We start from the raw sequence: 26,607 nt of genomic DNA on the forward strand, positions 1-26,607 counted from the left end.
AGGTATCGTTACACAAGTCAAGGGGGATACATCCATGTTAGTAGATGATAACAGAGAAGAACATCGGATGATGATTTTCGGCAACGATAGTCGTCTCGTCCAAGATCAGTTAATCGTGGAAAGCAACGCAAAATCGGAGGGGATCCTTGCGCAGAAGGTTCACGCGGATTCCTATACCGTCACACTGTATGTGTTGCTAAAAGATTACGGTCTCACACCTGTCTTTCGCATCAAGCCGCGCATCCGTTTCCACCGCTCTAACTACGATAATCTCTCTTCAAGCGCACCCGTCCGGTACAACCTTGACGACATCATCCACTTCGCTGAATTGAAACGCGGTGTTGACTTGACGGAAAAGATTGACGATGTCAAACTCGCGGAAATCCTTGGGGACGCGCCTGCACTCAAGGATGTAACGGATGATCCAGCACTGCACCTCGTCTCACAACGAGATGTGTCGCTCCGAAATCCACCTTTCAAAACCAAAACTAAAGTTTTTGGAAAAAGCGAAGATGAAGGTGTAGAAGAGGGGGGCATTCGTATTGGAACGTTCCTTGATGCGCTGAATCAACCACAAAATACCGAGCAAATTTTCAAACGGTTTGCAAAAGGAAGTGAATTCGCACGCGATTTGCGGGAGGCTTTGGCACCCTACGAGGATTTTGAATTTCAATTCGGACTCTATTCTCGATATGAACGGCGGGATTGCGTCTTGGCGAATGGGGATGAGGAGACCAGTGGGAATTACCGGGCGACATTCGACCCTTGGACGGCACTCGGATATATCCGAACTGCTGCTGGTGATACGCAGCAGTTCCAAATTTTAATGCATGAACGCGGGACACGATGGGAACACAAGATTATGTTGGAACAGTTGGATGCTCCAACCCTTGATCGTCTCGCAACAGAGATTCCGAGACTTCGTTGTGAGTACCTAATTGGGCGCGTCTTATCCAAAAGCCAGACTGCCTTGACACGCTTAGCTGAACTTCGTCAATCCCAGCTAAATCTGACAACCGATTTACACACCGGATATACACTCCGACTTGAAATACCTGTTTCTCAAAAACGGTTTTCTGTCATAGAACACCGCCGGAAATTACGCCAGACATTTAATAACGGTGGTGGTGCTTATCGTCTCCATCCGCTGAACGGCGAATTTGTCGAGAAACATCATAACATGGCGAAGGGTGTCCGAGATGGGATCGTCTGGACCTTGGATTCCGTGGATCTATTTATAGGACAATCCGCTTTAGAGGAGAACGATGACGGGTTTCTTATCATCAAAACGCCGCATCAAAACAAGTTTGTCGTCCGGTCTGCCGAAGAGCTTCGCGAACGTCTCCCGACAAACGGATTTGAGAAGTGTTGGAATGAAGCAATTGATATGGGCGGCTATACTGTCCTCAACCAGATGAGTGGTAGAGTCTATATGGTGAGTTATGGACGAAGAAATATAGGCAGCATCCATGAGGGCAATATTACCAAAGAGGATGTCGCACACTATCTCTCAATTGAATACCTCGGTGTAGATTCTACACGTGTTGGGGTTTCACGTTTTGGGGTACCGGCTTATGTCCAGCAGGGCTTCTTTGACAGACTTTTCAGTAGACGATCTGTATCGCCGCTCTTCAGTCAGTTGATCCAAACCGAGGCACAGGTCCTTGCAGAAATAAAAACGCTTGCGCGGTACTGTAGAGAAAAGTTGAAGATTCTATAACAAAAATCTTCGGCATGGGTTGTTTAGAATGGACCAAAATGATTTAGATTGCCTTAAGTTTTCTGTAAATTGACCGTGTTTGAAATTGGAGGAAGGAGATGAGGTATGATACGAAGTCTTGAAGTTAAGGGACTTAATAATCGACTCAGTGGTAAATTTAAATTTCATGAGGATTTGAATATTTTTACTGGTCCAAATGGATCGTGTAAAACGACCCTGCTGAAGTTGATATGGTACTTCATAAGCGGTAATCTACAGCAAATTGTGCTTGAAATTCCGTTTCATGCCGTTTCAATTCAAACGGATCTGTTCGCTTTGGACATGGAACGGGTTGAACCTGACCAAGTTACGCTTGATTACAGTTTTGGTAAAGAGGAAGGAGTGTGCGAATTTATTGTCATTGATGCGGAGACTGGAAGGATCGCTCGCAAGGATGTGGGTTGGGTAAATGCACTTGAAAAACGGATCGCGCGAACGACCAAGCAAAGTCTATTCTTCCCAACCTTTAGAAGAATTGAGGGGGGTTTTTCGCGAGTTGCAACGGACACTGACGATTCAGCGATAAGATTTCGCGCTTCCGCGCCAGAAATGCTTCAAGATTCAATGTTGAGATTTTCCGATGAGGTGTCAATCAACGAACACAAGTTCATTGCTTCGATCTCAACAGAGGATCTTCGTGAACTACTCACGCGGCAATACGCTGATATTTATGAGGAAATCACCACACGCCAGGCACAGGTATTAGAAGAGATTTCAAAAGAGATACAAAACAATCCAGATAAGAACAAAGTTTCTGAAATTCCTCAAGATGCTTCCGCCCTTCTGGACGCTATCCAGAAAGTCAATAAGGAACGGGAACAATTGAGTAAGCCGTTTTCTGTGTTGTCTGAGTTATCTCGGAAGATTCTCCGATATGAAGCGATACGTGTTACTGGGCGGGTTGTTCGTGGGGAAACTACCGACGGGATTACTTTGGGAGAAGAAGACGATGGAATTACTGTTGGAAAAGCAAAAGATGCTGTTTCCTCTGATAAACTCTCTTCTGGTGAAAAGCAGATGCTTAGTTTTCTTTGTTACAACGCATTTAGCAAAGACACAACTATTTTTATTGATGAGCCCGAGTTAAGCCTGCATGTGGATTGGGAAGGGATCCTCTTGCCGACTCTGTTTCAACAAGCAACGACTAACCAGTTTTTTGTAGCAACACATTCGCCTTTCATCTACACCATGTATCCTGATAAAGAATTTATGTTAGATGATACTCGGGGATATCAAGGAGAGACTTAATGCCAACACCGAATCCAATGACAGTGGAGCAGTTAGTTGGTGTTCTGCGGAGGTCTCGCAAGCCGAGAATTGTTGTTGAGGGGGATGATGATGTAATTATCTATCGGGAATTAACCAAGCGAATTGAAATACTTGAAGTAGTCCCATTGCCTTGCGGAGGAAGGAAGAAATTACTTCAAGTTTATGAACGTAGAAGCGAATTTGCCCATGTTCCTGTTGCTTTTATCGCAGATCAGGATATGTGGTTGTTCTCAGGGATTGGGCCAGGTTACGAGGATGTTATTTGGACTAACGGATACAGTATTGAAAACGACTTGTATTTCGATGCTGAATTGGAACGTTTGTTAGATGATAACGAAACAGCAGAATATCAACAAATCTTGGATTCTATCAGTACATGGTTTGCATTTGCCGTTGAGGAGTATTTAGCAGGAAACGCTCCAAATCTCAATCTGCATTGTGATGAAATGGTTCCACCTGGTACAACTGAATTGGATGCCGACTTTTGCACACGCCACGGCTTTCACACTCCTAACGCGGAACGAGTGCGGCAAATCAGATCCGCATATCAACTTTTACTTAGAGGAAAACAACTTTTCCAGTTATTAGTTCGTTTTCTGAGCAAACCCACTCACGGTTTTGAGAAGGCAACCCTTAACGATTACGCTCTCTACAACTTAGCACTTAGAATGCCAGAAGAGCACCCGTTGCTGGATAGATTAATGGAAAAAGTAAAGCAAAAAATCGCAGCACAACGTCTACTTCCCGGTACACCATCAAAATAACATCAGAAGGAAACACTAAACAAATGTCAAACCCCAGAAAAGTCCTTATCACTGGTGCATCAGGCTATGTCGCCGGACGGATGCTCCCAGAATTTCGTCAACGTTACGAACTCGTACTGCTGGACGTGAAGACCACAAATCGACAGGGAGAGGAAGTCGAAGGGATTCAAATCGCTGAACTCACGGATCCTGATCGAGACGTATACCGCCACCATTTTGAAGGCGTTGATGCAGTCGTCCACTGTGCCTTTAAAGGTGGCAGTTTTGAGAACGAGCTTGCCAACGTTCAAATGGCATATAACCTCTACCAAACCTGCGTTGAAACCGATGTCCGGCGTGTCGTCGTTTGTAGTTCCAACCACGCCGCCGACTATTACGAGCGTCTTATCTGGGCAGATAAATGGGATGTGGTGACACCGGAAATGCGTCCGCTCTCCGATAACTTCTACGGGTGGGCAAAAGAGGCGTATGAGCATCTCGGTTTTGTCTTTGCCACTGGACATGTTGGCGGCACGAAGCTGCAGAACGTCCAGTTGCGTATCGGTGGACCGCGCGAGACAGATATGGCGAATTCTTCAGCAGACGATTTGAAAGCGATGCGCCGAGGACTCGGCGCGTATTTGAGCGTCCGGGATCAGGTCCAACTCTTCGTCAAAAGCATTGAGACGGAAAACATAGAGGACGAAAACGGAATCCCGTTCCAGATTTTCTACGGCATCAGCGACAACTCACATAAGTTCTGGAGCATCGCCAACGCTCGGAAAGTGATAGGCTATGCACCAGAGGACGACAGTCAAGTTCGCTTTGCTGATCGGTTGGCAGAATTATTGGAGCAGGCGAAAGACAAGTAATTCCCTCCTTTAAGGATTCCCACAATGCCGAACTTTACAGCGGAAGACCTCACCGAAATTTGCCTCAACGTCTTTCAAGAATTAAATATCCCGGCAGCCGAAGCAGAAATCGTGACCCGCTCCATGGTGGATGCCAATCGCGTCGGACACGATTCACACGGCGTTATCCACCTCCCGAAATATGTCCGTGAACTGGAGGAGGGATTAATCCAGCCCGGTGCTTCTATAGAGACACTGCACGAATCTGCATCCATCGCGGTGTTAGATGGGAATTGGGGGTTCGGTCCCGTAATAGCGACGCGCGCCGTTGCGTTGGCAATCCAGAAGGCGAGGCAGACAGATGTTAGTTCTGTCGCTGTTTCACGGTGCAATGAGGTGGGCAGGTTAGGCGGATATGCGTGCCTCGCTGCAGATGTGGAGATGATCGCACTGCTCATGGCGAACGATCATGGCGGCGGCACATGTGTCGCACCGCACGGTGGCGTTGAAGGCAGACTCTCTACTAATCCGATCGCGTGTGCAGTGCCGATTGAGGGGCAAGATCCCATTGTGTTGGATATGTCCACGAGTGTTGTTGCATCGGGGAAGATTCGGGTCAAACAGCATCGGGACGAAGCGGTGCCGCACGGATGGTTAATTGATGCGAAAGGCGAGTCAACCACTGATGCTGGCGACTTCTATGGTACGCCACCCGCCGCCATATTGCCGTTCGGTGGGATTGCTGCGCACAAAGGATTCGGGCTGAGTGTCATTGTTGATATTCTATCGGGTGCGCTTACAGGCGCGGGGTGTAGCAAGAGTGAGGATGCCCGCGTCGGCAATGGGTTGTTCGTACTGGTAATTAACGTTGCGAGTTTTAGGGAGTTTCCGGGGTTCAGTGCGGAGATAGAGCGTTTTATCGAGTATATTAAATCAGCGAAGCATGCTGCTGGCGTTGACGCGATTCGGATGCCGGGTGAACGCGGTTGGGAAGAGCAACGCAGACGGGAACGGGACGGTATTCCGGTAGACGCGGAAACATGGGCACAAATTCAAATATTATTACAGTAGTAGGCACACTCCGTCGTGCTGTCCACTATCCAGTCAACACCTTTATTATCCTACCGTCAATGACTTACCTGTTTCTGGGTGAAATAGGTGTGCCTTCTCCATGTTGAAGTTGACCGTTACTTGAGCGTTGTGTTGCGGCACATTGATGAGATCCGATTGCGCAACGAAGTTGTTCTTCTCTGTCCGCAGATATAAAAGCGCATGATTCCCGAGCGGCTCAACCAATTCCACCTGTGTACCAACGCTGTTCTCCTCGTTTTCACCCACGTGGATGTCCTCTGGACGGATACCGAGTGTCACCGAATCGCCTGAAACTTTGTTCAGTGCCGATTGGAGTTGCGCGTTCAATTCCACTTTGAAGTTTTCAAATTTGAGGGTTGGGGCACCACCGTTATTCACGATCTGCGTCTCTATGAAGTTCATGGGTGGCGTGCCGATGAAGCCCCCGACGAATTGATTCGCGGGTTTATGATAGAGCGTTCCCGGATCGGCAATCTGCTGGATTTTCCCCTCATTGAGCACTACGATCTGGTCTCCCATCGTCATCGCTTCGACTTGGTCGTGTGTGACGTAGACGATGGTGGCGTTGAGCCGGTCGTGCAGCCGACTGATTTCCATCCGCATCTGCACACGTAGTTTTGCATCGAGGTTGCTCAAGGGTTCATCGAACAGGAAGACCTTGGGGTGTCGAACGATTGCTCTGCCGACAGCGACGCGTTGACGTTCTCCACCGGAGAGGTGCTTCGGTTTGCGGTTCAAGAGATGTGAAATGCTCAGAATCTCCGCTGCCTCTTTAACGCGCTCGTCAATCTCCACCTTCGAGTATTTGCGAAGTTTCAACCCAAACGCCATGTTCTTATACACCGTCATGTGTGGATAAAGGGCGTAGTTTTGGAAGACCATGGCGATATCCCTGTCTTTAGGAGGGATGTCGTTAATGCGTTCCGCATCAATATAGATGTCCCCTTCCGTTATCTCTTCCAACCCGGCAATCATCCGCAAAATTGTCGATTTGCCGCAACCCGACGGACCGACAAGCACCGTAAACGACTCATCTGGAATCTGAAAATCCGCCTGTTCGACTGCAAGAACATCACCGTCGTAAATTTTGGTGACATCTTTCAAGGTAAGGTGTGCCATAATTCTGTGTTAATGAGGTGCTGCAAATAGGCGGGATTTCAAATCCCGCCAGCAAGGTATGAGGAACAGCGTTACGTCCGCATTTATTCTCAGGGACGAAATAGTGCTTCGTCAATTTCAGTGTTCAGCGTGATGTCGGTGATAAAAACTCGTCGGTATTCCCCGTTTTTTGTCGTACGATAATGCGGAATTTTAATGCCATCTACGTCCCGATAATCGTCAAGGAATGCTACCACGTTTTCCACGCCTCCTCCTATCTCAACGTCATAGCTAAACTGGATTACGTAATGGGTTTCTTCACTAATGAAGACTTTCAACTTCTTCCCAGAAGGCTGCGTAACGAGGAGAACGGATGTAGACTCACCCTTTACCTGTTCTGTTCCTATGTATTGAACGGGAACATTGTTTTTCGAGAGGGTTGCCAAAAGCCACATAGGTTCTCGGAAAAGACTATCCTTAAAGAAACTAACATAAAATTTAGTCTCTTCCGGTGGAACAGGTTTGACCTCTCCGGCTGCTATCACAAACACCGATTCTCCATCAAAGATTAGGTGGTTATCCTTCTGGGCGTGAATACCCCAATCACTGCGGACCCTATTGGCATCAAAGTATGTTTTCGCCGGTCCCTCGTCCTGCATGGTTCCATCCGGAAGGTGTTCAAAACTCTCAGATTCCATCACAATGCTTTTCACTGCTTCGAGTTTCTCAAGTCCGCCGTGCGCAGCGATAGCCTCGCTGATAATTTCTTTGACATTGGGTTCTACATTTTGCGCACCGTCAGGCGGATCGGAAGGTGTTCTTATTGGGGCATCGACAGGTTTCGAGAGATTTTCTTCCACCAATTCCGCAACGGCAGATTCGACATCAAAACCGCCGAGGCTCGCCTTTCGGATAATCCCTTCACTGTCAATTAAAAAAGCTGATGGGATTCCCCACACCCCGTATAGCGTCCTTAACTTCCGACTTTCATCCCAGTAGTGAATCCACCCAAGTCCTTCTTTTTCAATATATTCCTCAAGGGGTTGCTTTGACCTATCCAAGCTAATGCCGATGATTTGGAAATTCTGATCCTTGTATGCTTCATAGGTCAGCTTCACTTTCGGCATCTCGGCAATGCAGGGTCCGCACCATGTTGCCCAGAAGTCCAGCAGCACAACTTGCCCTCGGAAGTCTTTCAAAGAAAGTTCTTCACCTTTCAAATTCGTTACCTGAAAATCTGGGGCAGGTTTACCGACCCACTCACTTGGATTTGTCCTGGAAGGCTTAATTGATTCATCTTTTTGAGAAGTTGTTTCCTGTTTCAGGATTTTTGTTGCAGGTATCGACTGTGATTGAGAACTGTCTTCATCTGTTTTAGCAGGTTTCGCGAGATTTTCCTTCACCAAATCCTCGACGGCATGTTCAAGCGCGTGTCCACGGAGGTTTGTCTTGCGGATGGTCCCCTCACCGTCAATTAGGAAGGTGGACGGAATCCCCCGCACCTTATACATATTACTAACCTTGCCACTGTTGTCCCAATAGTGAACCCATCCGAGTTCCTTTTTTTCAATATATTCCTCAAGAGGTGTTATGGACCTGTCTAAACTAATACCGATAATCTCAAACTTCTGATCTTTATACTTTTCGTAAGTTCGCTTAACGTTCGGTATTTCTGCGATGCAGGGTCCACACCACGTTGCCCAGAAATCCAGAAGCACAACCTGTCCTCGGTATTTTTCCAACGAGAGTTCTTCGCCTTTCAGATCCGTTACCTGAAAGTCAAGTGCTGGTTTACCAATCCACTCACTGGAAGTCATTCCCGGTCCTGGGCTTGCCCCAGGCGGTTTCGGTAATTCACCCGTTCGATCGGCTTTATCCTGTTCAAGGAGTCGCTTCGCAAATTTCGCTTGCGATCGTTTACCATACTTCGGGTGATCTATCAATTTCTGGTAGGCACCGTCTGCTGCGTCGTGATTGCCAAGTTTATCGTACGCCAATCCTAAATCTAACAGGCAACGTTCAACATAACGAGCCTCTGGATAGTCTTTAACGACTTTTTCAAAGGCTTCAATGCCTTCTTCAACTTGCCCTAGCTGCACTAAGGCGTTACCGAGGAGATGATAAACCTCATCCACCCGTTTGTATTCTGGATGCGCTGCAACAAATTCTTCGGATTTCTCAACCAACCGCTCTAACTCTTCCTGTGTCTTCTGCTTTTTGAGATTTTTAGAAATTGCCTTGATTTCCTGATACTTGTAAGCTGCGTTTATCGAAGCCGCATCAACGAAGTTCGCACAAAAGCCTATTAGCACAAGGCTTATGAGTGCGCAAACGAGATGCGCACGGAAACCTCTATTTCCGCTTTGTTGTGAATGTCTTTCATTTCGGGAGTACATCGTCGACCTCCTCAGATTTGTCGGATCTCTTTGAATCTGTGTGCAACGTTTTATAGTAAAACTCAATGATAAGGTAATACCAGCTGTTTGTTCCGATACCCTTATTGCGCGGAAACATTGTCTGTCTCCTTCAGACAAATTAGCGTGTGTTAAACGGCGTTTCGGTAGGAATACGCCAATAACAATTTAATCTCTTCCGCCTGCACTTGTTGCAAGAAACGGGTTACATCCGAATCAGCGGCACCTTCGGCAGCTTGGCACCAATCGATAAATTGATAAGCATCCCACTCTTCTTGCGCCGCAAGAGTCTGTCCGATGTCTGCGAGCGCGTCCGATGGATTTTGTGTTCCCTCGAAAAGTTCGAGTGCGCGCTCACGAAGTGCTGGGAAAATTGGGTGTGGCCCAACTCTGCCGAACCAATACTTGGAGTTGCTGTAGTCCGGTTCACGACGATGCATAATGCCGTGCCAGTAGCTGCCCGTCTGGTTTCCTAACTCTTGCGAGATATTATGGGATTCGTCCAGTGCGTCGTTCCATAGGAGCAAGCCGCTTTTGATGGCTTCCGCAAACGTCGTATTTTTCAGCGATTCTCCCTCAAAAAGATCATCAAGGGATGCCGATTCTAAGGCATCCGTCAATTCACTGCTCCACGCTTTCTGTGGAACGAGTGTCGGGAGTGGGTTCCCTGCTTCTAATTTTTCGATAGCTTCAGCGATTGCTGATGTGTATGTTACATCCATGAGAAGACTCCTTAGCGTCCAAATCAATCTAATTTAAAATTAATTTACCATCTTTCTCCAAATAAATCAAGCATTTTCTCAAGCATTTTCAGATTCCGCGTCCGAATCGAGAAACCAATTGACATTTCTGGAGATTCATGGTAGACTCTACCGATATGTGTTGGCGATGTGTTGGCGCAGTTGCTGTGGTTGCCCTAAGGACAAAACAACCAGGGTATGTGCTACATACTGTTTTATTCAGAAGATGCTTTGAGGTAATTTATGGCAAAAGTTGGACTCATCGGGGTCGGCAATATGGGCATGGGGATGTCGAGGAATATCTTGAAAGCCGGACATGAACTGACGGTATACGATGTCCGCCCAGAGCCGTTAGAAACACTCGCACAAGAAGGGGCAAACGCCGCCGCATCGCCGCGTGAAGTGGGTGCCGCCGCGGATGCCGTCTTTATCATGGTACTGAATGTCGAACAAGTTAAAGCAGCATTACTCACAGAAGACGGGCTGCTGGCAGGCCTCAAACCAGGCTCTACAGTCATTTGTACAGCGACTATCGGACGCTCACAGGTGATGGAGGTTGCCGAACTGGTGACAGCGGAAGGAATCAATATCATTGACGCGCCTGTTAGTGGGGGCGCACCGGGCGCGGCTGCGGGCACACTCACAATGATGGTGTCGGCACTAACCGAGACGTTTGAAGCATCAAAACCGGTGCTTGAAGCAGTCGGACGGGACATCTACCATGTCGGGGAAGAAATTGGCATGGGACAAACCGTCAAATCCGCACTTGCAGTACTAATAGGGACCACATATGCAGGTATCTTTGAAGCGCTAACACTTGCAGTGAAGGCAGGTGTAACACCGGAAACACTTCGCGATGTCGTCAGTACAAGCGTCGTCGGGAATTTCCTCTTCACGGATACAACCCAAAACATCTTGGATCGGAACTTCAAGGGACAGAGCAATATCGGTACAATGTATAAAGACCTCACGTTAGCGAAAAATATGGCGAGTGAATGTGGTGTCCCTCTTTTCGCAGCGAGTGCTGCCTTTGAACTCTTTCAAGCGGGGAAGGCAGTAAATCCTGATGAGGATAACTGGACGATTATCAAAATCCTCGAAAACATCGCAGGCATTGAAATCAAAAAAACGGAAGAATGAAACCAAAAAACGGAAGAGTGGAAGGCTGGAAGCGGCAGTGGACACCCAATCCTCCAATCTTTCCAACATTGGAAGAGAGGAACTTCTGTTATTTGTTCAAACGCAAGAAATTGAAAGGGAATTGAATGTTCAAACTGGGGACAATCACGGATGGAATTAGTCGGGATTTCGAGTACGCACTCGACACAATGGTAGAAATCGGCTTAGAATACGTTGAATTGCAGTACCTTTGGGAGAAACAGGTCGGCGATCTGACAGATGCAGATATCGAGCGGGTCAAAGGATTAATCGATGATCGCGATTTAAAAGTATCGTGTATCTCACACCATAATCTCTCGGCACTTCCTGTGGACACAGCGGTTGACGCGCCTGCGTATCGTGACCACATTGAAACCTTGCAGCGGTGTATCGACGTTGCCCAAGCACTCGGCACAAATCTGGTACGGATTTTCAGTTTTCGGAAAGAGATGGTCCTTTTTGGGGCGGAGCCGATTATCTCCGAAGACGCATGGACAACGCTCCTGAATCGGTTGGAAGAACCCTTGCGAATCGCTGATACCGCAGGCATTACACTTGTCATTGAAACTGCAATCTCAGGGAATGTTACATCGGCATACCTTGCCAGAAAACTAATTGACGAGTTAGGCGTATCACATCTGAAAGTCCTCTGGGATCCGTGCAGCTCACTCTATTGTACTGAAGTCCCTTATCCGGACGGCTACGAAATGATCCGCGACTCTCTTGCACATGTCCATCTCAAAGACGGTGTCGTGAATCTCCCAGCGGCAACATTTGATTTCTGTGCGATGCGTCAAGGGCAGATGGACCCCTACTACAATGACATTGTGGACGCGTTGAAACAGGATGGATATGATGGTGCGATCTCTTTGGAGAGTGTCTATACACCAGAGGGTGGAACGCGCGAAGATGGATTTAGAGAGTCGTTACCTGTCTTTATGAAACTCATGGGACGATAGAGAGACGAAAAAGAAAAAAGGACGCAGTCAATATGTGATATACAGACTGCGTCCTTTTTTTATTTCTAAGGTACAAAGACCTATTATCTGGCTTTCAAACTTCCCCAAGTAGTGAAGAGTTTACCAGCAGGTTCGACAGAAACAAATCCACCGGTGTAAACTTCCCATATACCACCGACACCGGCGAATAAACTCCAACCGCCGCCACGTTCGCTGACCTTCACCAATAGGACATTTTTACCTGCGATCAAGTTAACTTTGAAATCATCTTGGAAGTCGCCAGCACCACGGTTGACTGGATTGTTATGGACAACCTCACCGTTGAACCAGACTTTGACAGAGTCATCACTACCGACTTTCGCTGGAACGCCTTCTTGAGCTTCAGGAGCGTCAAGGATGATCAATCCATAAACCGAATGGTCGTTGACATCGCCTTCACCCAAACCGAGATCGTTGACGAGATCGTTGACGTTGTTACCGCCGGTTTCAGAAATTTCACCGACTGTCCATTCTAAATCACCGACAGCATCGCCTGCACTGGCACCGTTTGCTGCGACCATATCTTCAGTGACCTCACCACCACTGGCTTCAGCGAGTGAATCCACATCGGTGGAAGCCGCGCCGCCTTGACCAGATGGAGTTGCAGCGATCATCCACAGCCATGGACCGGTAATTTTCCCGGCCACACCAATAACAGCGGGTCTTATGGCAGTTTCCACATCGGCATCAACACCGGCGAACATGCTCCAACCCCCACCACGCTCACTGACCTTCACGAGTAAGAGGTTATCACCTTGCTTTATATCAACCTGAAATGTGTCCTGAAAATCACCAGCACCACGATTGACCGCGTTCGTGTGAACCACTTCACCATTGAGCCAGACCTTGACAGAGTCATCACTGCCGACTCTCATATCTACGCCGCTCTGATCAGAAGCGGATACGAGCGTGATTAGTCCATAAGACGAATGGTCATTGACATCACCTTCACCCAAGCCAATCTCATTGACGAGATCGTTGACGTTGTTACCGCCGGTTGCAGAAATCTCACCTTCTGTCCATTCCAGATCACCGACTTTGTCACCTGCGTTAGCACCGTTTTCTGCGACCATCTGTTCAGTGACTTCACCACCGCTGGCTTCAGCGAGTGAATCCACATCAGTAGAAGCTGCACCGCCTTGGTTGGCTTCGGTTGGGGCAATCATCCAGAGCCATGGACCGGTAATTTTATCTTGGGCATTAGCGGTCATCGTCATGGCGAAAAGTACTATGAGACATGCCAACCCTATTGTGAATAGTTTCCTATACATGGAAATCCTCCAATCAATTTTTTACTTTATAAATCAAACAGAGTGAATTAGTGTTGCCCATTTTTGTGTGTCCGGTTGCGCCTGAATCAAGAGATCACGGCTGCAGTATCGTGTCGGTGTTTACAAAATAGGACAACTTCTTTAGAGTAGTATATAAAATATACCACAATTAAATCAAGCACAAAAAATTTTGTGCGGTTTTAACCGATAAAAACAATTCCGGATTAAGAACCTCGGAACGGTAATACCGGTTAAAACACCAACTTAGTAAGAACTTTTAACTTCTGACCACTTTGTCGCTAATTTGCCAGCGGGTTCAACGGGAAGTCCTTTGAACTTCAGGTTGTAGTCCAAATCCGCGTCAATACCGGCGAACATGCTCCAGCCGCCGCCGCGCTCACAGACTTTAACCATGAAAACGTTATCGCCTTTTTTCAAGTCCACATCAAATGTGTCCTGAAAATCACCAGCACCGCGATTGACAGCGTTCTTGTGAACCTCGTCGCCGTTCATCCAGACCTTAACCGAATCATCGCTACCGACGCGGGCTTCAACGCCTTTCTTCGTAACCTTTGATACAGCGTTGATCACGGCATAGGAGCAGTGGTCGTTGATATCGCCACCGGGACCCAACTTAATCTTTAGGAGCGTGTCGTTGATATTGTTACCACCGACTGCGGCAATTTCTCCCTCGGTCCATTCGTAATTTTCAGCAAATTTGACCTTCAGGACTTTATCGGTAATCCCTTCTTTGGCAACGTCTTCTTCGGTCAGTTTACCCTTTGTTGCGTCCTTGATACCGTCGTCATCTGTTACGGCGGCACCACCGCCACCAGCGGGACTCTCGGTGATCATCCACATCCAAGGACCTTCAATTTTGTCTAAGGCAGTGGCAAATTGTGCCGTAAGAAGAAATCCGATAGCACACACTGCCAAAAGTACGTATCTGCTTTTCATTTTTTAGTTTAACCTCCTTAATATTCAACTAACGTGATAGATTATCACAAGTTACCAAAAATGTCAAATTAAATTTTCAATTAAATTTGAAAACTGCTATCGTTTATTCTATCCTTAATTGATTTTTGACACTGCTAACCTTATCTTTCATTGTTTGGGTTCTGTCAATTCGAGTCCCAAACTTGAGTGTCGTTGTGATTCGGGGTGCCCCCATTTCATGGACGACCTCGTGGCACCGTCGAATTGCCGCAAACACAACGTCCCACTCACCTTCAATATTGGTACCATAAGCATGCAGCTTCGTTTCCAAACCTGCCTCTTTTAGCACCTTTTCGCACGCGGTAACGTATTTAGAAACCGATACACCGACACCCATCGGGACAACACAGAGATCCGCGATAACTTTCATGTAATTCCCTCAATTACCGCGTAATTGTTCCAAAACGTTAGGCGGCAGAGATGCCGCATCCGATGTCGCGACACCATCATCAACCTGTGCCGGTGTCATCATCCCTGGCACGACACAGGAGACTGCGGGGTGTGCCAAGATAAATTTGAGAGCGGCTTGTGGAAGGCTACGCGCTTTGTTTCCAATGATGGACTTCACCACTTCTACCCGTTCCAGATCGGCGAGGAACTTTTCACGGGACCATGTCTTGCGATAATCGTTCTGCGCAAAGACAGTATCCGGCCCGAGTTGTCCAGAGAGTAAACCTGAGGACAATGGTTGTCGGACGATAACAGCAACCCCCTTTTCAATGGCGGTTTCCATTACAGGAGCTGCCATCTCTTGTGCAAGGATATTGTAGGTAAGCATCAGCGAAGAGATATCGGTTTCTTCCATCGCCTTTAGGGCATCTGCCTCGCTGCCGAGACCCATCCCATAGAATCGGATTTTGCCTTCGGCTTTGAGGTTTTCCATCGTTCCAAACGCGTCGTCCCATTCGGGTGCCGGCGGTGGTCCATGGAATTGGTAGATGTCTATAACGTCCCTCTTTAACCGTGTGAGGCTGCCTTCAACTGCTGATCGGATATAGTCAGGTGAAACATTGAACGATGGATGTTCCCACCCTTGGCTAATCCACCCGTCAGAGTCCAATTCATAGCCGAGTTTTGTGGCGATAACGACCTTGTCGCCGAGTGCTGAAAAAGCCTCACCGAGTAGGCGTTCTGCGCGTCCGCCACCATATTGATCAGCCGTATCATAATAGGTAACACCGCTCTCGAAGGCGTATCGAAGGAGATCAACGGCATCGGTCTCACCGATGTTACCCCATTCGCGTCCACCGAGCTCCCATGTTCCCATACCGATTTCAGAGACGGTTAATCCTGTGCTCTCTAATTCGCGTTTGCGCACTGTTTTTCCCCTCACAAGATCGCAAGGCACGAATCCCCGCGTTTGGAAAATGCCACGGTTTGAATCTGTTCACTATCTTACGAAATTTACAATTATTTGTCAAGAAATATTTAATTTTTTTCCGTAGTTTTGATCTCTCCATCCGAAGACGAATTTGAATTGACAGGTGATATCTCTTTCTGATAAGATATGGTTATGCGTTTGACTCCGCGAAAGGGAACCCATCATTAATGAAATTACTGGTCACTGGTGGTGCGGGATTTATCGGAACCAACTTCATCCGATACTGGCTGCAACACCACTCAGATGATGCCATCGTTAACCTTGACCTCCTGACGTACGCTGGGGATCTCTCCAATCTAAAGGATATAGCGGCACACTACCCAGAACGGTACAAGTTTGCACAGGGGAGTATTCTGGATTCTACTGTTGTAGAAAGTGTTTTGAAAGGGGAGTGTCCGGATACGATCGTCAATTTCGCTGCGGAGTCACACAACAGTCGTGCAATTCTGCATCCACGGCGTTTCTTTGAGACGAACGTGATGGGTACACAGGTATTACTGGACGCGGCTCAAAAGTACGATATCCAACGGTTCCATCATATTTCTACATGTGAGGTTTACGGCGAACTCCATTTAGATTCGCCCAATAGGTTTAGTGAAGATGCACCCTATCGTCCACAGACACCTTATAACGCCTCTAAAGCGGCGGCAGATCATCTCGTGAACGCTTACTTTCATAGTTTCGGCGCGCCGGTAACGATTTCTAATTGTGCGAACAACTACGGGCCCTACCAGCACCCGGAGAAGTTGATTCCACTCTTCACAACGAATGCGATCCGAGATTTACCTTTAACGCTCTATCGGAGCAGTCATAACCGACGCGAGTGGCTGCATGTCGAGGACCATTGCGCGGCAATCGCAGCGGTGCTCAAGCACGGCAAAATCGGTGAGACTTATAACGTTGGGAGCGGTGTGGAAAAGAGTATTGAAGAAATTAGCGATTTCATCTTGGATGTTCTCAACAAGCCACAGACGTTGAAAACTTACGTTCCTGACAGACCGGGACACGACTGTCGGTATCTCTTAGACTCAGAAAAGATCGCCCGTGATGTCGGGTGGAAACCAGCTATCGCCTTTGAGGATGGCATGCACGAGACGATTCAGTGGTACGTCGAAAATCAGGAATGGTGGCAGACGATTCAACAGAAGGCAGGCAGCGAAGTGGTTCAAGAGGATAAATGGGAAACGTTCACACGGAGGTAGACCTGATGCAACTGACAACGGAACAGCTGGCAACATGGGAACGAGATGGAATAATCGTGGTGCCCAACGTATTTTCACCGGAAATAATTGCGCCCGCGTTAGAAGATATTGAACGGAATGCTTATGATGGATTAACTTACACCGAATATCAAGCGAAGTGGGGTCCGCAGCCAGACGCACTGAAAAGTGCATATCAAAAGAACAGTGATATGCAACGACTTGCGGGGCCTTTTGGAAAGGCAGTGCATTTCCCGACGGGCTTGGAAGCCGTGGATAAACTGATTGAAAACGAAGCATATTTAGCGATTGCAAAGCAGCTGTTAGATACCGAAGAAATTCGGCTCGGTTATGGGCAGATCTTCTTTCGCGAAGGTCTCACCGATAGTCGTCATAGTGAACATCCGTGGCAGGGTTACCACATTGACAATGCGACGAACTCACCCTTGCCACCACACCCTGATTGGCAACGCTACGGATATGTTCTGACCGCTATCTTTGTACACGATATTGAATTAGATGGCGCGCCGATGCTTGTCTGTCCGGGTTCACAAAACCAGTTGGATAAAATATGGGCGAAGTATCCGGGCAGAGCGGGCGGAATGGGTATTCCTGATCTGCGTGAGTTTAAAGGAGAACTCGCGGATCCGGTTCCGCTTACGGCGAAAGCGGGGAGTGTGTCGTTCCGCTCAAGTTACTTGGTTCACGCGGCACAACCGTTTGAGAATAAGCGTAGACAGCGTGGGTGGATGGGGTTCCACTTCCACCGTGCCGACAATGACGATTGGTGTAAAACAACGCGCCCAGTGCCCGGTTGGGGCAGCCCAAACTACATGAAATTTGTCGCGCAAACGACACCTGCTGTGCGACGTGTTTTAGGGTGGCCCGACCTTGGCGATGCCTACTATACGTCGGAAGCTCTTGCCCGTCTTGAACAGGCATATCCGGGGATTGATCTGGAGCCTTATCGGTAAATGAACATTAAGAACCGAACGATATTTGAGAATGACAATCTATTTGTGCTACGCGGTATGGACAGCGAGTCAGTAGATTTGATCTATCTGGATCCACCGTTTAATTCCAATCGGAGCTATGCCGCACCTATCGGAAGCCAGGCAGCAGGCGCGGCGTTTAAAGACACGTGGACCCTCTCGGATGTGGATAACGCATGGCACGGTGAGATCGCCGACCGCGAACCCGCCTTGTATCAAACTATCCATGTATCCGAGTTAATACATGGCAAATCTATGAAATCTTACCTGATTATGATGGCGGTGCGGTTGTTAGAGATGAAACGCATCTTGAAAAAGACAGGCGGTCTCTACCTACATTGCGATCCGACAGCCAGCCATTATCTGAAAGTGTTGATGGATAGCATCTTTGGAAAAAACAACTTCCGATCTGAGATCACATGGAAACGGGCAACTTCTACACAAAAAGGCTCCCAGCACCGCAGCACGCGGTGGGGCAATAATGCAGATATACTCTTGTATTATGCAGGATCATCATCGGCAGCATTGCGTCCAGAAAGAGAATTGACAGAAACCGAAATTTTAAAGAAATTCAAACACATTGACGAGAACGGCGAGCGATATTACAACGACTCCGCCCATATTTGGTCCTCGCCAAGTATGGGTCCTCGTCCAAATCTTTGCTATGAATGGCGTGGATTCGTCAATCCGCATCCATCTGGCTGGCGGTTGAGCAAAGAACGTTTGGAAGAGGAGTATGAAAAAGGAAATATCGTTATTCGGGCTGATGGGAAATTAGAACGGCGGAAATACCTCAAAGACTACAAAGGCGCGTCCTACGGTAATATCTGGGATGACGTACGCCCACCTGCAAAAGAGGAACGCACTGGCTACCCAACCCAGAAGCCCCTTGCCTTACTTGCACGTATCATCAAGGCGAGTAGCAACGAAGCAGATGTTGTCCTTGATCCGTTCTGTGGGTGTGCGACGACATGTGTTGCAGCAGAGCGACTTGCGAGGCAGTGGATCGGCATTGATATTTCAAAAAAGGCAGTTGACTTGGTGCGGATGCGCTTGGAGAAGGAGGTCGGGCTTTTGGGTGCCGTTATCCATCGCACCGATATCCCGAAACGCAGTGAAAAACTGCCGAATTATCAAACACATAAGCATACGTTGTATGGCAAACAAGAAGGTTTGTGTAATGGCTGCCAAACGCAGTTTCCGTTTCGCAACATGACAGTAGACCATATCGTACCCCGTAAGCACGGCGGCACTGACGCTCTTGATAACTTGCAGTTGCTGTGTGGTGCATGTAACTCAACCAAAGGCACAGGGACACAAGCAGGATTGCTGGCGAAACTACAAGAACAAGGGATTCTCTAATTCAAAAACGCGGAGAATTATTTATGAGTGAAACAAGAAAAGTTGTGATGATGAATGAGGCAGGACGTATCTGGACAGAGGAGCAGGAAACGCCTGCACCGAAACCCGGACAGTTGTTGATTGAAGTTCGCGCCTCGATGGTAAGTCCTGGGACGGAACTCGGTGGTGTCAAACGACGGCGCGAGACTCCAGGTTCCGAAGTGCGACAGCGGCCATTCGGATATACCAACGCCGGTGTCGTTGTCGGTAAGGAAGGCGATTGCGATGAATTTGAGATCGGCGATAGGGTGGCTGGTATGGGCGGTGGCTACGCACTCCACGCCACGTACGCTTGTGTACCGCACAACTTATGCGCGAAGGTTCCCGATGCTGTCGCTGATGAGGAAGCCGCTTCTATTCATCTTGCTGCAACGGCATTGCATGCCGTGCAACGCGGGCGTATCCGTATCGGTGAAAACGTTGTCGTCGCTGGACTGGGTATCGTTGGGCAATTTGCGTGCCAGATCGCCAAAACCGCGGGTGCTTACGTTATCGGTTTAGACCAGTTGCCGTTACGGATAGACATTGCTGAGAAAGCCGGTGTACACCGCGCGATAAACGTATCTGAAACGGACCCGATTCCCATCTCAACGGAATTCACCAACGGCTACGGCATGGATTGTGGGATTATCGCCTTCGGTGGGGATGCGACGAGCGCGTTTCAGCAGATCCGAGCGATGCTGAAGACTGCACCGGATACACACAAAGTTGGACGGATTGTTATCGTTGGGGGCGCGAACATTACACACGGTTTCGCAGCAGGACTCGGCAATGTGGACGTTATCAGTGCTGCACGTACCGGACCCGGCTACCACGACGAGGATTATGAACACGGCGCGGATTATCCACCGGTGTTCGTCCCGTGGCCCACACAACGCAACTTGGAATTATCACTGCGGTTGATGTCCGAAGGCAAAATTCAGGTGAATCCTTTGATTACGGATGTTGTACCGATTGACCAAGCCGCTGAGGCATGTGAGAAATTAATCCAAACGCCGAATGAGGCGTTGGGTGTCGTCTTCTCAATGTAATACCAAATCTGAAAAAATCGCATTTCAGAGATTTTGAAGCACTTATGAATGCCGCATATCCAAGGCGCAATGAATTGCGCCACTACGAACGGGTCTTTTGTTAAAGAAAGGTGATTATTCGGAATATGGAAATTAGGGGAGCGCGTGAATCAGAGTTAGAGCAGGTTGTTGAACTTTGCTGCATATCATTTAACCCCGATGGACATGAACGCTATTGGCAGTATGTCAGAGGAGATAGCAGCTATAGGCTTCCGCAGACCCGTGTCGTTGTGGTGAACGACACGGTTGTATCAACCTTGCGCGTCTGGGAACGGCGGATGCAGGTCGGTGCATCCCTCGTAACAATGGGTGGCATCGGTGGTGTCTGTACCCATCCGAATTACCGCGGTGTCGGCTACGCGTCTGCCCTTATGCGCGATACAATCGACTATCTGCGGACAACGGGGTGTGATCTCGGCGTGCTGTTTACGATTATTCCAGAGACATTTTACCAGCGATTGGGATGGACATCTTTGCCGCTACACGGCTTCAATATAACGTACAACACCTCAACGCGCGAGACAGATTCATCGGGGTGGCAGGTAACCGATTTTAACTCAGAAACGGATTTGGACGCGGTTGCAGCACTGTACGATCTCACCAACGCCGAACAGAGCGGAACTATTGCCCGGACACGCGCCTATTGGGATATGGCACCCTCACGCATCCGTGGCGTTCTTCCCACCGTCATTGCACATCAAAATGGACATATCGGTGGGTATCTCAACTATGAAATAGAAGGAAAGCGTGTTGAGGTGCGCGAAGTCGGATACGCACCCGATAATCCGCTGGTTTTGGATGCACTTGTATCCCATTTTTGGCAGACGTGTGAAGCACAAGGGGTTGAGGAAATAGGTGGTAGATTCCCTTCTCAGCATCCGTTTGCAGAACGCCTAATAGCAAGATGCAACGGTCGGGTAACCCCGACGGAATACACTGCGATGATGCTCTATGCTGTGCACTTGCCAGTGCTTTTGCGCCGCCTTGTCGTCGGGTGGGAATCGCGAATTGCGGATGCTGAAGAGATGTTTCCACCGCTTGCTGTCAAACTGCCAGTTTTCAATAATCAACAGATAGTACTGCGGCACAATGCGGATGGCACACTCCAAATCGTTCCTGAAGATGCCGACGCAGTTGACTTGGGAGTTGATCTATCTGAAGCAGATTTTTGGCAACTCCTGTTCGGCGAAATAGGGTGGGAGCAGGTAAGCCCTGACGCTTTGGTCTCTCCAGAAATCTCGGCGTTCTTAGAGATGCTGTTTCCCAAACGCGATGTCATCTTCTGGGCTCCAGACCAGTATTAAAAAAATGAGGAAAAAATGAATATATCATTTGAAAGATCGTACAGACCTGTAGATCTAAATACATCATTGACGAAGTCATTTCCACTTGTGTCAATGGCTGAAAAACTCATGGAAGAAGCCGCATTCGCTACGTCAGGTCGATCCTCGCTGACACTCGCCCGTGGGGATGAACTCACTGTTGTTCTGGTTGTTTTGAAAGCCGGAACTACGCTTGAGGAGCACTCGGCACCTGCCGCTGCTGCCGTCATTACGCTTAGCGGAAGCATCATATTTACAACAAGTGCTGATAAAATAACGCTGGAACAAGGTGACGGTGTTACCTTTACAGACGACATCCTTCATAGTGTCTATGCGAGCGAAGATAGTGCGTTCCTCATTGTGATTGGCGGAAACAGTTAGGTATCACACAACGGAACAGTGAAGACAGTACAGATATCCCGGGATGGTTAGAAAGATGGAAAGGACGAGTAAAAACAATTCTGAGTCTCGAAAAGGTGGCACACAAACGAGCGCATTCGGAACGTCCGGCAGAATCAATCACGATGCCAGTGGATTTTATGGGAGCAAGCTCTACGCCGATCAGGAGCCGCCGGAACCTGATGAGTGGATTGAAAACCCTATCTCTACTGAGAATCTTGATCGACTCTACTGTGCTTCCAGTGCACAGATGTCCGAAATCCCGGATGCAAGCGTCCACCTGATGGTTACATCCCCGCCTTACAATGCCAAAAAGGAATACGACGACGATCTATCGCTCGAAGAATATAGGGAACTCCTCTACGCGGTCTTTGCCGAAACCTACAAGAAATTGGTTACCGGCGGTAGGGCGTGTATTAATATCGCCAACTTAGGGAGGAAACCCTACATCCCACTGCATAGTTACATCATAGAGGATATGTTAGCGATAGGTTACTACATGCGGGGTGAAATCATCTGGGATAAAGCCTCAAGTGCAGGTAGCTCAACGGCGTGGGGGAGTTGGTTATCGGCGGCAAACCCGGTGTTGAGAGACGTTCATGAATATATCCTCGTCTTCTCTAAGGACTCGTTCTCCCGAAAACGCAACGGTAAAGAGAATTCTATTCGCAAAGAAGATTTCTTGGAGTGGACAAAAAGCGTTTGGGATTTTCCTGCCGTTTCAGCCAAACGTATCGGTCATCCCGCCCCATTTCCCGAAGAACTTCCACACCGGTTAATTCAACTCTATACCTTTGTTGATGATATTGTCTTGGATCCGTTCTGTGGCAGCGGCACAACGTGCTTAAGTGCCTTGAAATCGGGAAGGCACTATATCGGATACGACATTGAAGAGAAATATATAAAACTGGCAAACGAGCGGATCCAGCAATATACCGATCAGCCGCGTTTACCAGTTCTTTAACGATTGGACTTTTATTCTGCTCTCATCTGAAACCGGTAATGTGTCGAAATGAAGATTAAAAAATTAATCGGTTAATTTATTCGCGAAGTCCGTTGCGGTTAGGAGACCGCACCTACCGAGCCTGGGTGGAAGACGAAAGAACTAAAATTGCATACCTTTTCCCTGCTTCGGTTTTAAACCTCACAACCGAGTCCGATTGTTCTGTATCAACCGGTGCGCCATCACACGTTACCGAGACAGTGCCATCTGTCCGTAGCGTGCAGTCTCGCCCAAGCGAGGAATAAAGTTTCGCTTCGGTGAGTTGCCCATTTTCCCATGTCATCTCCACCTCAAAACCACCACGGGCACGTAATCCTTTGACGCTTCCAGTGCCCCACGCCTTTGGAAGTGCAGGCAGCAGGTGAACCTCTCCTGCATGGCTTTGAAGCAACATCTCCGCGATGCCGGAGGTGCCGCCGAAATTGCCATCGATCTGGAAGGGAGGGTGTGTATCGAAAAGGTTCGTCAAAGTGCATTTCGCCAGAAGTGCTTGGAGGTGGGTATATGCCTCCTCAGCATCCTCAAGTCGTGCCCAGAAGTTGACAAGCCACGCACGGCTCCATCCTGTATGTCCGCCGCCGTGCGCCAATCGATATTCTAACGATTTTCTTGCTGCTGCCGCCAACTCTGGTGTTCCACGCAGCGTAATCTGGCAGCTCGGATGGAGAGCATACATGTGAGACATGTGTCGGTGCCCCGGTTCCGGTTCGTCGTAGTCAAACACCCACTCCTGTAACCGTCCCGTTTTCTCGCTAATCTGAAGCGGTGCGAGTCGTTCCAGCGCGGAAACCAGCTCGGTGCGGAATTCAGCATCACCGCCGAGGACATCGATGCTGGCGATGCAGTTGGTGAAAAGTTCATGGATAATTTCGAGATCTATGGTGGCGGCATAAGTAAAGAGGGAACGCGTGCCGTCAGGTTTCAGGAAGCTGTTTTCTGGTGAGTGTGACGGATTCGTGACGAGTTTTCCAGCAAAAGGCGTGCCTTCCGGTGCTTCAATAAGGAAGTCGAGCATGAAACGGGCTGCGCCTTTCATGAGTGGATACCCTTGTTCAATAAGAAAGTCCTTATCACCGCCGAACAGGTAGTGTTCCCATACATGTTCACATAACCACGCAGCACCCACAGGTGAGATACCCCAAATACCGTCAGCGGGCGTTGTGAAACCCCAAATGTCGGAGAGGTGGTGAACGACCCAGCCATCAGCACCGTAATGGATTTTTGCTGTCCGGTTCCCCGGTTCAACGAGCGTGTCCATGTAATCGAACAGCGGTAGGTGGCACTCTGAGAGGTTACAGACTTCAGGAACCCAATAGTTCATCTGAAGGTTGATATTGGTATGGAAATCGCTGTTCCAAGGTGCGTTCATGTGCTCATTCCAGATGCCTTGCAAATTCGCAGGCAGACATCCCGGTCGCGAGCTTCCCATCATCAGGTAGCGTCCGTATTGAAAATAAAGTGTGATAAGTGCTGGATCTGACGCACCTGCTTTTACTGCGTCTAAGCGTTCGTCAGTAGGAAGGTTTGCCGCGTCGGTAGAACCGAGATCGATATCTACCCGTTGGAAGAGGGATTGATGCTCAGCAATATGGTCTGCTCGAATTGTAGCGTAAGACTTGGTCTCAATATCTGCAAGATAATTTTCACAAAGTGCGTGCGGGTTTCCACTCGCATCTGTCTGGTTTACGTAACTCGTCGCAGCGGCGAGCAAGAGTGTTACAGCGTTTGCACCTCGCACAGAAAGCCGATCGCCTTCCGATTGCTCTTCTCCACTCTCAAAATACATCTGTAGATAAGCCGAAAAGTGCATGCCGTTGTCGCCGCACTGCCCGTCAAGCCGAAGGATATTCGCAGCAATTGCTTCGACGGTGGCATCCTGTTCTCGTGTCATCGTCACGTCGAAAGTGAGTTGTCCTACCGTATCGGATTCAATTCTTATAACAATAAGATTGTCCACTGCCGTTACGAAAATTTCTCTGCTAAAATTGACAGTGCCGTGCCGATAGGTCGTCCGAGCGATGCCTGTATCTAAATCTAATTCTCGACGGTATTCAGTAGGGTCGCCATCATGCTCGAATTCCAAAAACAGATCGCCTAAGGATTGATAGGATTTGATACGCTCTGGTACGCCGAGCATCGTCTCGCCAGCAAGCTGAGTCGCTTCTTCGTTTTTATCGTCAAAGAGCAACTGCTGGACTTTCGGGAGTGCTTCTAAAGCCTTCGGGTTGTTGGTATCACGAGGACCACCGTCCCAAAGGGTTTCCTCGTTAAGTTGGATACGTTCTTGTTTAACACCACCAAACACCATAGCACCAAGCCGTCCGTTGCCGACAGGTAATGCATCTGTCCATGCTTGGGCTGGTTTCTGATACCATAAAACGAGATTATTTATATTTGTGTTCGTCATTCGCCCTCCATCATGTTAAAAAAATTCGACATTTACTTTTCCGCGCTCATGATGTAATACCCTTTACTATCTGGATGGAAGACAATCACCCTATCCATCCTCTTCGCTCTCGGTGACCGCATAGCACCTTCACTGTCTCATGTGCTTTTTTCTCTGCCGCAATATGCAAGGGGGTATGACCTTTATCATTCTTCGCACTGGTATCAGCACCATTTTTTAACAACACGACTGCTGTCTCGTATGCATTGTACTGTGCCGCGATATGTAAAGGCGTATTGCCCTTTTCGTCTTTCGTGTTAACATCAGCACCATTTTCTAACAGCACCACTGCTACTTCAGAAGTATCATCCTCCGCCGTAATGTGCAAGGGGGTATGACCTTTATTATTCTTCGCGTTGGCATCAGCACCCCTTCCGAGTAGGGCAGCCGTTGTTTCATAAGCGTTACGCCACGCTGCCCAATGCAGGAGGGTATAGCCAGATTTATTCCTCGGGTTGACTTCCGTTTTGTTTTCCAGTGCTGCCCCTTCCACCTCATAGACATTGTGCCATGCTGCCCAGTGGAGCGGCGTATCGCCATCTTCATTCTTCACGTTGACATCAGCACCATTTTCTAACAATACGACTGCTGTCTCATGCCCATTGTTCCATGCGCTCCAATGTAAAGGTGTAAAATCCTTGTCGTTCTTGGCATTGGCATCAGCACCGTTTTCTAATAGCACCACTGCTGCTTCAGAAGCATTGTGCCATGCCGCCCAGTGCAAGGCCGGATACCCATATTTGTCCTTCGCGTTGACATCAGCACCATTTTCTAATAACGCTGCTACTGCTTCAGAAGCATTGTCTCGCGCTGCGTCATGCAACGAGGTGTAGCCAAGTTTGACCACACGCGCAACTGATGAATTGGTACCCGATCCTAAAGTCCTTCCAACGACCTTATCGCGATCTTCAGGACGCGAATCGGGCGGTTTGTCAACTGTGGTTCCAAATTCCGACGTATCGGATACATCTTGTTGCTTACACACAATACCAACCTCCTTTTTTA

23 protein-coding genes are annotated in these 26,607 nt (G+C 48.4%); 14 read left to right on the forward strand and 9 right to left on the reverse strand.

Features of this window, described 5'->3' with window-relative positions:
• The first annotated feature begins 34 nt into the window (after positions 1-34).
• The 5 genes from OXH39_05395 (at position 35) to OXH39_05415 (ending at position 5,693) form a co-directional block, all read left to right on the forward strand.
• Positions 35-1,720: a hypothetical protein gene (locus OXH39_05395; GenBank protein MCY3549876.1), complete on the forward strand. Its 1,686-nt coding sequence runs from the start codon at positions 35-37 to the stop codon at positions 1,718-1,720.
• A 105-nt stretch (positions 1,721-1,825) separates the two neighbouring features.
• Positions 1,826-3,007, forward strand: coding sequence for an AAA family ATPase (locus tag OXH39_05400; GenBank protein MCY3549877.1), 1,182 nt, complete (start codon positions 1,826-1,828; stop codon positions 3,005-3,007).
• Positions 3,007-3,792: a DUF4435 domain-containing protein gene (locus OXH39_05405; protein MCY3549878.1), complete on the forward strand. Its 786-nt coding sequence runs from the start codon at positions 3,007-3,009 to the stop codon at positions 3,790-3,792. Before OXH39_05400 ends, OXH39_05405 begins: the two co-directional genes overlap by 1 nt.
• A 23-nt stretch (positions 3,793-3,815) precedes the next feature.
• A complete protein-coding gene (locus OXH39_05410; GenBank protein ID MCY3549879.1) occupies positions 3,816-4,643 on the forward strand; it encodes an NAD(P)-dependent oxidoreductase in 828 nt (275 codons plus the stop codon).
• Positions 4,644-4,667: 24 nt separating this feature from the next.
• Positions 4,668-5,693: an Ldh family oxidoreductase gene (locus OXH39_05415; GenBank protein ID MCY3549880.1), complete on the forward strand. Its 1,026-nt coding sequence runs from the start codon at positions 4,668-4,670 to the stop codon at positions 5,691-5,693.
• 45 nt (positions 5,694-5,738) lie between these two features.
• Here OXH39_05415 and ugpC read toward each other — a convergent pair whose 3' ends face one another.
• From ugpC to OXH39_05430, 3 genes are all read right to left on the reverse strand, one after another.
• Positions 5,739-6,833, reverse strand: coding sequence for a sn-glycerol-3-phosphate ABC transporter ATP-binding protein UgpC (gene ugpC, locus OXH39_05420; GenBank protein ID MCY3549881.1), 1,095 nt, complete (start codon positions 6,831-6,833; stop codon positions 5,739-5,741).
• Positions 6,834-6,922: 89 nt separating this feature from the next.
• A complete protein-coding gene (locus tag OXH39_05425) occupies positions 6,923-9,208 on the reverse strand; it encodes a redoxin domain-containing protein (GenBank protein ID MCY3549882.1) in 2,286 nt (761 codons plus the stop codon).
• A gap of 149 nt (positions 9,209-9,357) precedes the next feature.
• Positions 9,358-9,948, reverse strand: coding sequence for a hypothetical protein (locus OXH39_05430; GenBank protein MCY3549883.1), 591 nt, complete (start codon positions 9,946-9,948; stop codon positions 9,358-9,360).
• 261 nt (positions 9,949-10,209) lie between these two features.
• On the opposite strand from OXH39_05430, the gene OXH39_05435 reads away from it, so the two are divergent.
• Together OXH39_05435 and OXH39_05440 are read left to right on the forward strand one after the other, a co-directional pair.
• Entirely contained in the window at positions 10,210-11,106 is an 897-nt protein-coding gene (locus OXH39_05435; GenBank protein MCY3549884.1) for an NAD(P)-dependent oxidoreductase, read from the forward strand.
• Between the two features lie 125 nt (positions 11,107-11,231).
• Positions 11,232-12,083 carry a sugar phosphate isomerase/epimerase gene (locus OXH39_05440; GenBank protein ID MCY3549885.1) on the forward strand — a complete coding sequence of 284 codons (852 nt, stop codon included), beginning with the start codon at positions 11,232-11,234 and terminating at the stop codon, positions 12,081-12,083.
• Positions 12,084-12,166: 83 nt separating this feature from the next.
• Here OXH39_05440 and OXH39_05445 read toward each other — a convergent pair whose 3' ends face one another.
• The 4 genes from OXH39_05445 to OXH39_05460 form a co-directional block, all read right to left on the reverse strand.
• Complete coding sequence (locus tag OXH39_05445; GenBank protein ID MCY3549886.1) at positions 12,167-13,393, reverse strand: hypothetical protein; 1,227 nt, start codon at positions 13,391-13,393, stop codon at positions 12,167-12,169.
• Between the two features lie 264 nt (positions 13,394-13,657).
• Positions 13,658-14,350, reverse strand: coding sequence for a hypothetical protein (locus tag OXH39_05450; GenBank protein ID MCY3549887.1), 693 nt, complete (start codon positions 14,348-14,350; stop codon positions 13,658-13,660).
• 103 nt (positions 14,351-14,453) lie between these two features.
• Complete coding sequence (locus OXH39_05455) at positions 14,454-14,759, reverse strand: MTH1187 family thiamine-binding protein (GenBank protein MCY3549888.1); 306 nt, start codon at positions 14,757-14,759, stop codon at positions 14,454-14,456.
• A gap of 9 nt (positions 14,760-14,768) precedes the next feature.
• Complete coding sequence (locus OXH39_05460; GenBank protein MCY3549889.1) at positions 14,769-15,707, reverse strand: aldo/keto reductase; 939 nt, start codon at positions 15,705-15,707, stop codon at positions 14,769-14,771.
• Positions 15,708-15,937: 230 nt separating this feature from the next.
• On the opposite strand from OXH39_05460, the gene rfbB reads away from it, so the two are divergent.
• The 7 genes from rfbB (at position 15,938) to OXH39_05495 (ending at position 23,117) form a co-directional block, all read left to right on the forward strand.
• Positions 15,938-16,972, forward strand: coding sequence for a dTDP-glucose 4,6-dehydratase (gene rfbB, locus OXH39_05465; protein ID MCY3549890.1), 1,035 nt, complete (start codon positions 15,938-15,940; stop codon positions 16,970-16,972).
• A gap of 5 nt (positions 16,973-16,977) precedes the next feature.
• Positions 16,978-17,943, forward strand: a complete 966-nt coding sequence (locus tag OXH39_05470; protein MCY3549891.1) for a phytanoyl-CoA dioxygenase family protein — start codon at positions 16,978-16,980, stop codon at positions 17,941-17,943.
• The gene (locus OXH39_05475) at positions 17,944-19,323 is read left to right on the forward strand and encodes a DNA methyltransferase (GenBank protein MCY3549892.1); all 1,380 of its coding nucleotides are present in this window, start codon (positions 17,944-17,946) and stop codon (positions 19,321-19,323) included.
• A 23-nt stretch (positions 19,324-19,346) separates the two neighbouring features.
• Positions 19,347-20,393 (forward strand): zinc-binding alcohol dehydrogenase, encoded by a 1,047-nt coding sequence (locus tag OXH39_05480; protein ID MCY3549893.1) that lies wholly within the window; start codon positions 19,347-19,349, stop codon positions 20,391-20,393.
• Between the two features lie 125 nt (positions 20,394-20,518).
• Positions 20,519-21,736, forward strand: coding sequence for a GNAT family N-acetyltransferase (locus tag OXH39_05485; GenBank protein ID MCY3549894.1), 1,218 nt, complete (start codon positions 20,519-20,521; stop codon positions 21,734-21,736).
• Between the two features lie 15 nt (positions 21,737-21,751).
• On the forward strand, positions 21,752-22,135 hold the full coding sequence (locus OXH39_05490) for a cupin domain-containing protein (GenBank protein MCY3549895.1): 384 nt from the start codon (positions 21,752-21,754) through the stop codon (positions 22,133-22,135).
• A gap of 55 nt (positions 22,136-22,190) precedes the next feature.
• The gene (locus OXH39_05495) at positions 22,191-23,117 is read left to right on the forward strand and encodes a site-specific DNA-methyltransferase (protein MCY3549896.1); all 927 of its coding nucleotides are present in this window, start codon (positions 22,191-22,193) and stop codon (positions 23,115-23,117) included.
• Between the two features lie 112 nt (positions 23,118-23,229).
• Here OXH39_05495 and OXH39_05500 read toward each other — a convergent pair whose 3' ends face one another.
• Both OXH39_05500 and OXH39_05505 read right to left on the reverse strand, forming a co-directional pair.
• The gene (locus OXH39_05500) at positions 23,230-25,563 is read right to left on the reverse strand and encodes a glycoside hydrolase family 95 protein (protein ID MCY3549897.1); all 2,334 of its coding nucleotides are present in this window, start codon (positions 25,561-25,563) and stop codon (positions 23,230-23,232) included.
• Between the two features lie 85 nt (positions 25,564-25,648).
• Complete coding sequence (locus tag OXH39_05505) at positions 25,649-26,587, reverse strand: ankyrin repeat domain-containing protein (GenBank protein ID MCY3549898.1); 939 nt, start codon at positions 26,585-26,587, stop codon at positions 25,649-25,651.
• Between the last annotated feature and the right edge of the window lie 20 nt (positions 26,588-26,607).

The organism is Candidatus Poribacteria bacterium (assembly GCA_026702755.1).
Classification (GTDB): Bacteria; Poribacteria; WGA-4E; order WGA-4E; family WGA-3G; genus WGA-3G.

What these genes read in the sequence shown, in the direction of transcription:
- OXH39_05395 (MCY3549876.1), top strand. Translation starts at nt 35, where the DNA reads ATGTTAGTAGATGATAACAGAGAAGAACATCGGATGATGATTTTCGGC.
- OXH39_05400 (MCY3549877.1), top strand. Translation starts at nt 1,826, where the DNA reads ATGATACGAAGTCTTGAAGTTAAGGGACTTAATAATCGACTCAGTGGT.
- OXH39_05405 (MCY3549878.1), top strand. Translation starts at nt 3,007, where the DNA reads ATGCCAACACCGAATCCAATGACAGTGGAGCAGTTAGTTGGTGTTCTG.
- OXH39_05410 (MCY3549879.1), top strand. Translation starts at nt 3,816, where the DNA reads ATGTCAAACCCCAGAAAAGTCCTTATCACTGGTGCATCAGGCTATGTC.
- OXH39_05415 (MCY3549880.1), top strand. Translation starts at nt 4,668, where the DNA reads ATGCCGAACTTTACAGCGGAAGACCTCACCGAAATTTGCCTCAACGTC.
- ugpC (MCY3549881.1), bottom strand. Translation starts at nt 6,833, where the DNA reads ATGGCACACCTTACCTTGAAAGATGTCACCAAAATTTACGACGGTGAT.
- OXH39_05425 (MCY3549882.1), bottom strand. Translation starts at nt 9,208, where the DNA reads ATGTACTCCCGAAATGAAAGACATTCACAACAAAGCGGAAATAGAGGT.
- OXH39_05430 (MCY3549883.1), bottom strand. Translation starts at nt 9,948, where the DNA reads ATGGATGTAACATACACATCAGCAATCGCTGAAGCTATCGAAAAATTA.
- OXH39_05435 (MCY3549884.1), top strand. Translation starts at nt 10,210, where the DNA reads ATGGCAAAAGTTGGACTCATCGGGGTCGGCAATATGGGCATGGGGATG.
- OXH39_05440 (MCY3549885.1), top strand. Translation starts at nt 11,232, where the DNA reads ATGTTCAAACTGGGGACAATCACGGATGGAATTAGTCGGGATTTCGAG.
- OXH39_05445 (MCY3549886.1), bottom strand. Translation starts at nt 13,393, where the DNA reads ATGTATAGGAAACTATTCACAATAGGGTTGGCATGTCTCATAGTACTT.
- OXH39_05450 (MCY3549887.1), bottom strand. Translation starts at nt 14,350, where the DNA reads ATGAAAAGCAGATACGTACTTTTGGCAGTGTGTGCTATCGGATTTCTT.
- OXH39_05455 (MCY3549888.1), bottom strand. Translation starts at nt 14,759, where the DNA reads ATGAAAGTTATCGCGGATCTCTGTGTTGTCCCGATGGGTGTCGGTGTA.
- rfbB (MCY3549890.1), top strand. Translation starts at nt 15,938, where the DNA reads ATGAAATTACTGGTCACTGGTGGTGCGGGATTTATCGGAACCAACTTC.
- OXH39_05470 (MCY3549891.1), top strand. Translation starts at nt 16,978, where the DNA reads ATGCAACTGACAACGGAACAGCTGGCAACATGGGAACGAGATGGAATA.
- OXH39_05475 (MCY3549892.1), top strand. Translation starts at nt 17,944, where the DNA reads ATGAACATTAAGAACCGAACGATATTTGAGAATGACAATCTATTTGTG.
- OXH39_05480 (MCY3549893.1), top strand. Translation starts at nt 19,347, where the DNA reads ATGAGTGAAACAAGAAAAGTTGTGATGATGAATGAGGCAGGACGTATC.
- OXH39_05485 (MCY3549894.1), top strand. Translation starts at nt 20,519, where the DNA reads ATGGAAATTAGGGGAGCGCGTGAATCAGAGTTAGAGCAGGTTGTTGAA.
- OXH39_05490 (MCY3549895.1), top strand. Translation starts at nt 21,752, where the DNA reads ATGAATATATCATTTGAAAGATCGTACAGACCTGTAGATCTAAATACA.
- OXH39_05495 (MCY3549896.1), top strand. Translation starts at nt 22,191, where the DNA reads ATGGAAAGGACGAGTAAAAACAATTCTGAGTCTCGAAAAGGTGGCACA.
- OXH39_05500 (MCY3549897.1), bottom strand. Translation starts at nt 25,563, where the DNA reads ATGACGAACACAAATATAAATAATCTCGTTTTATGGTATCAGAAACCA.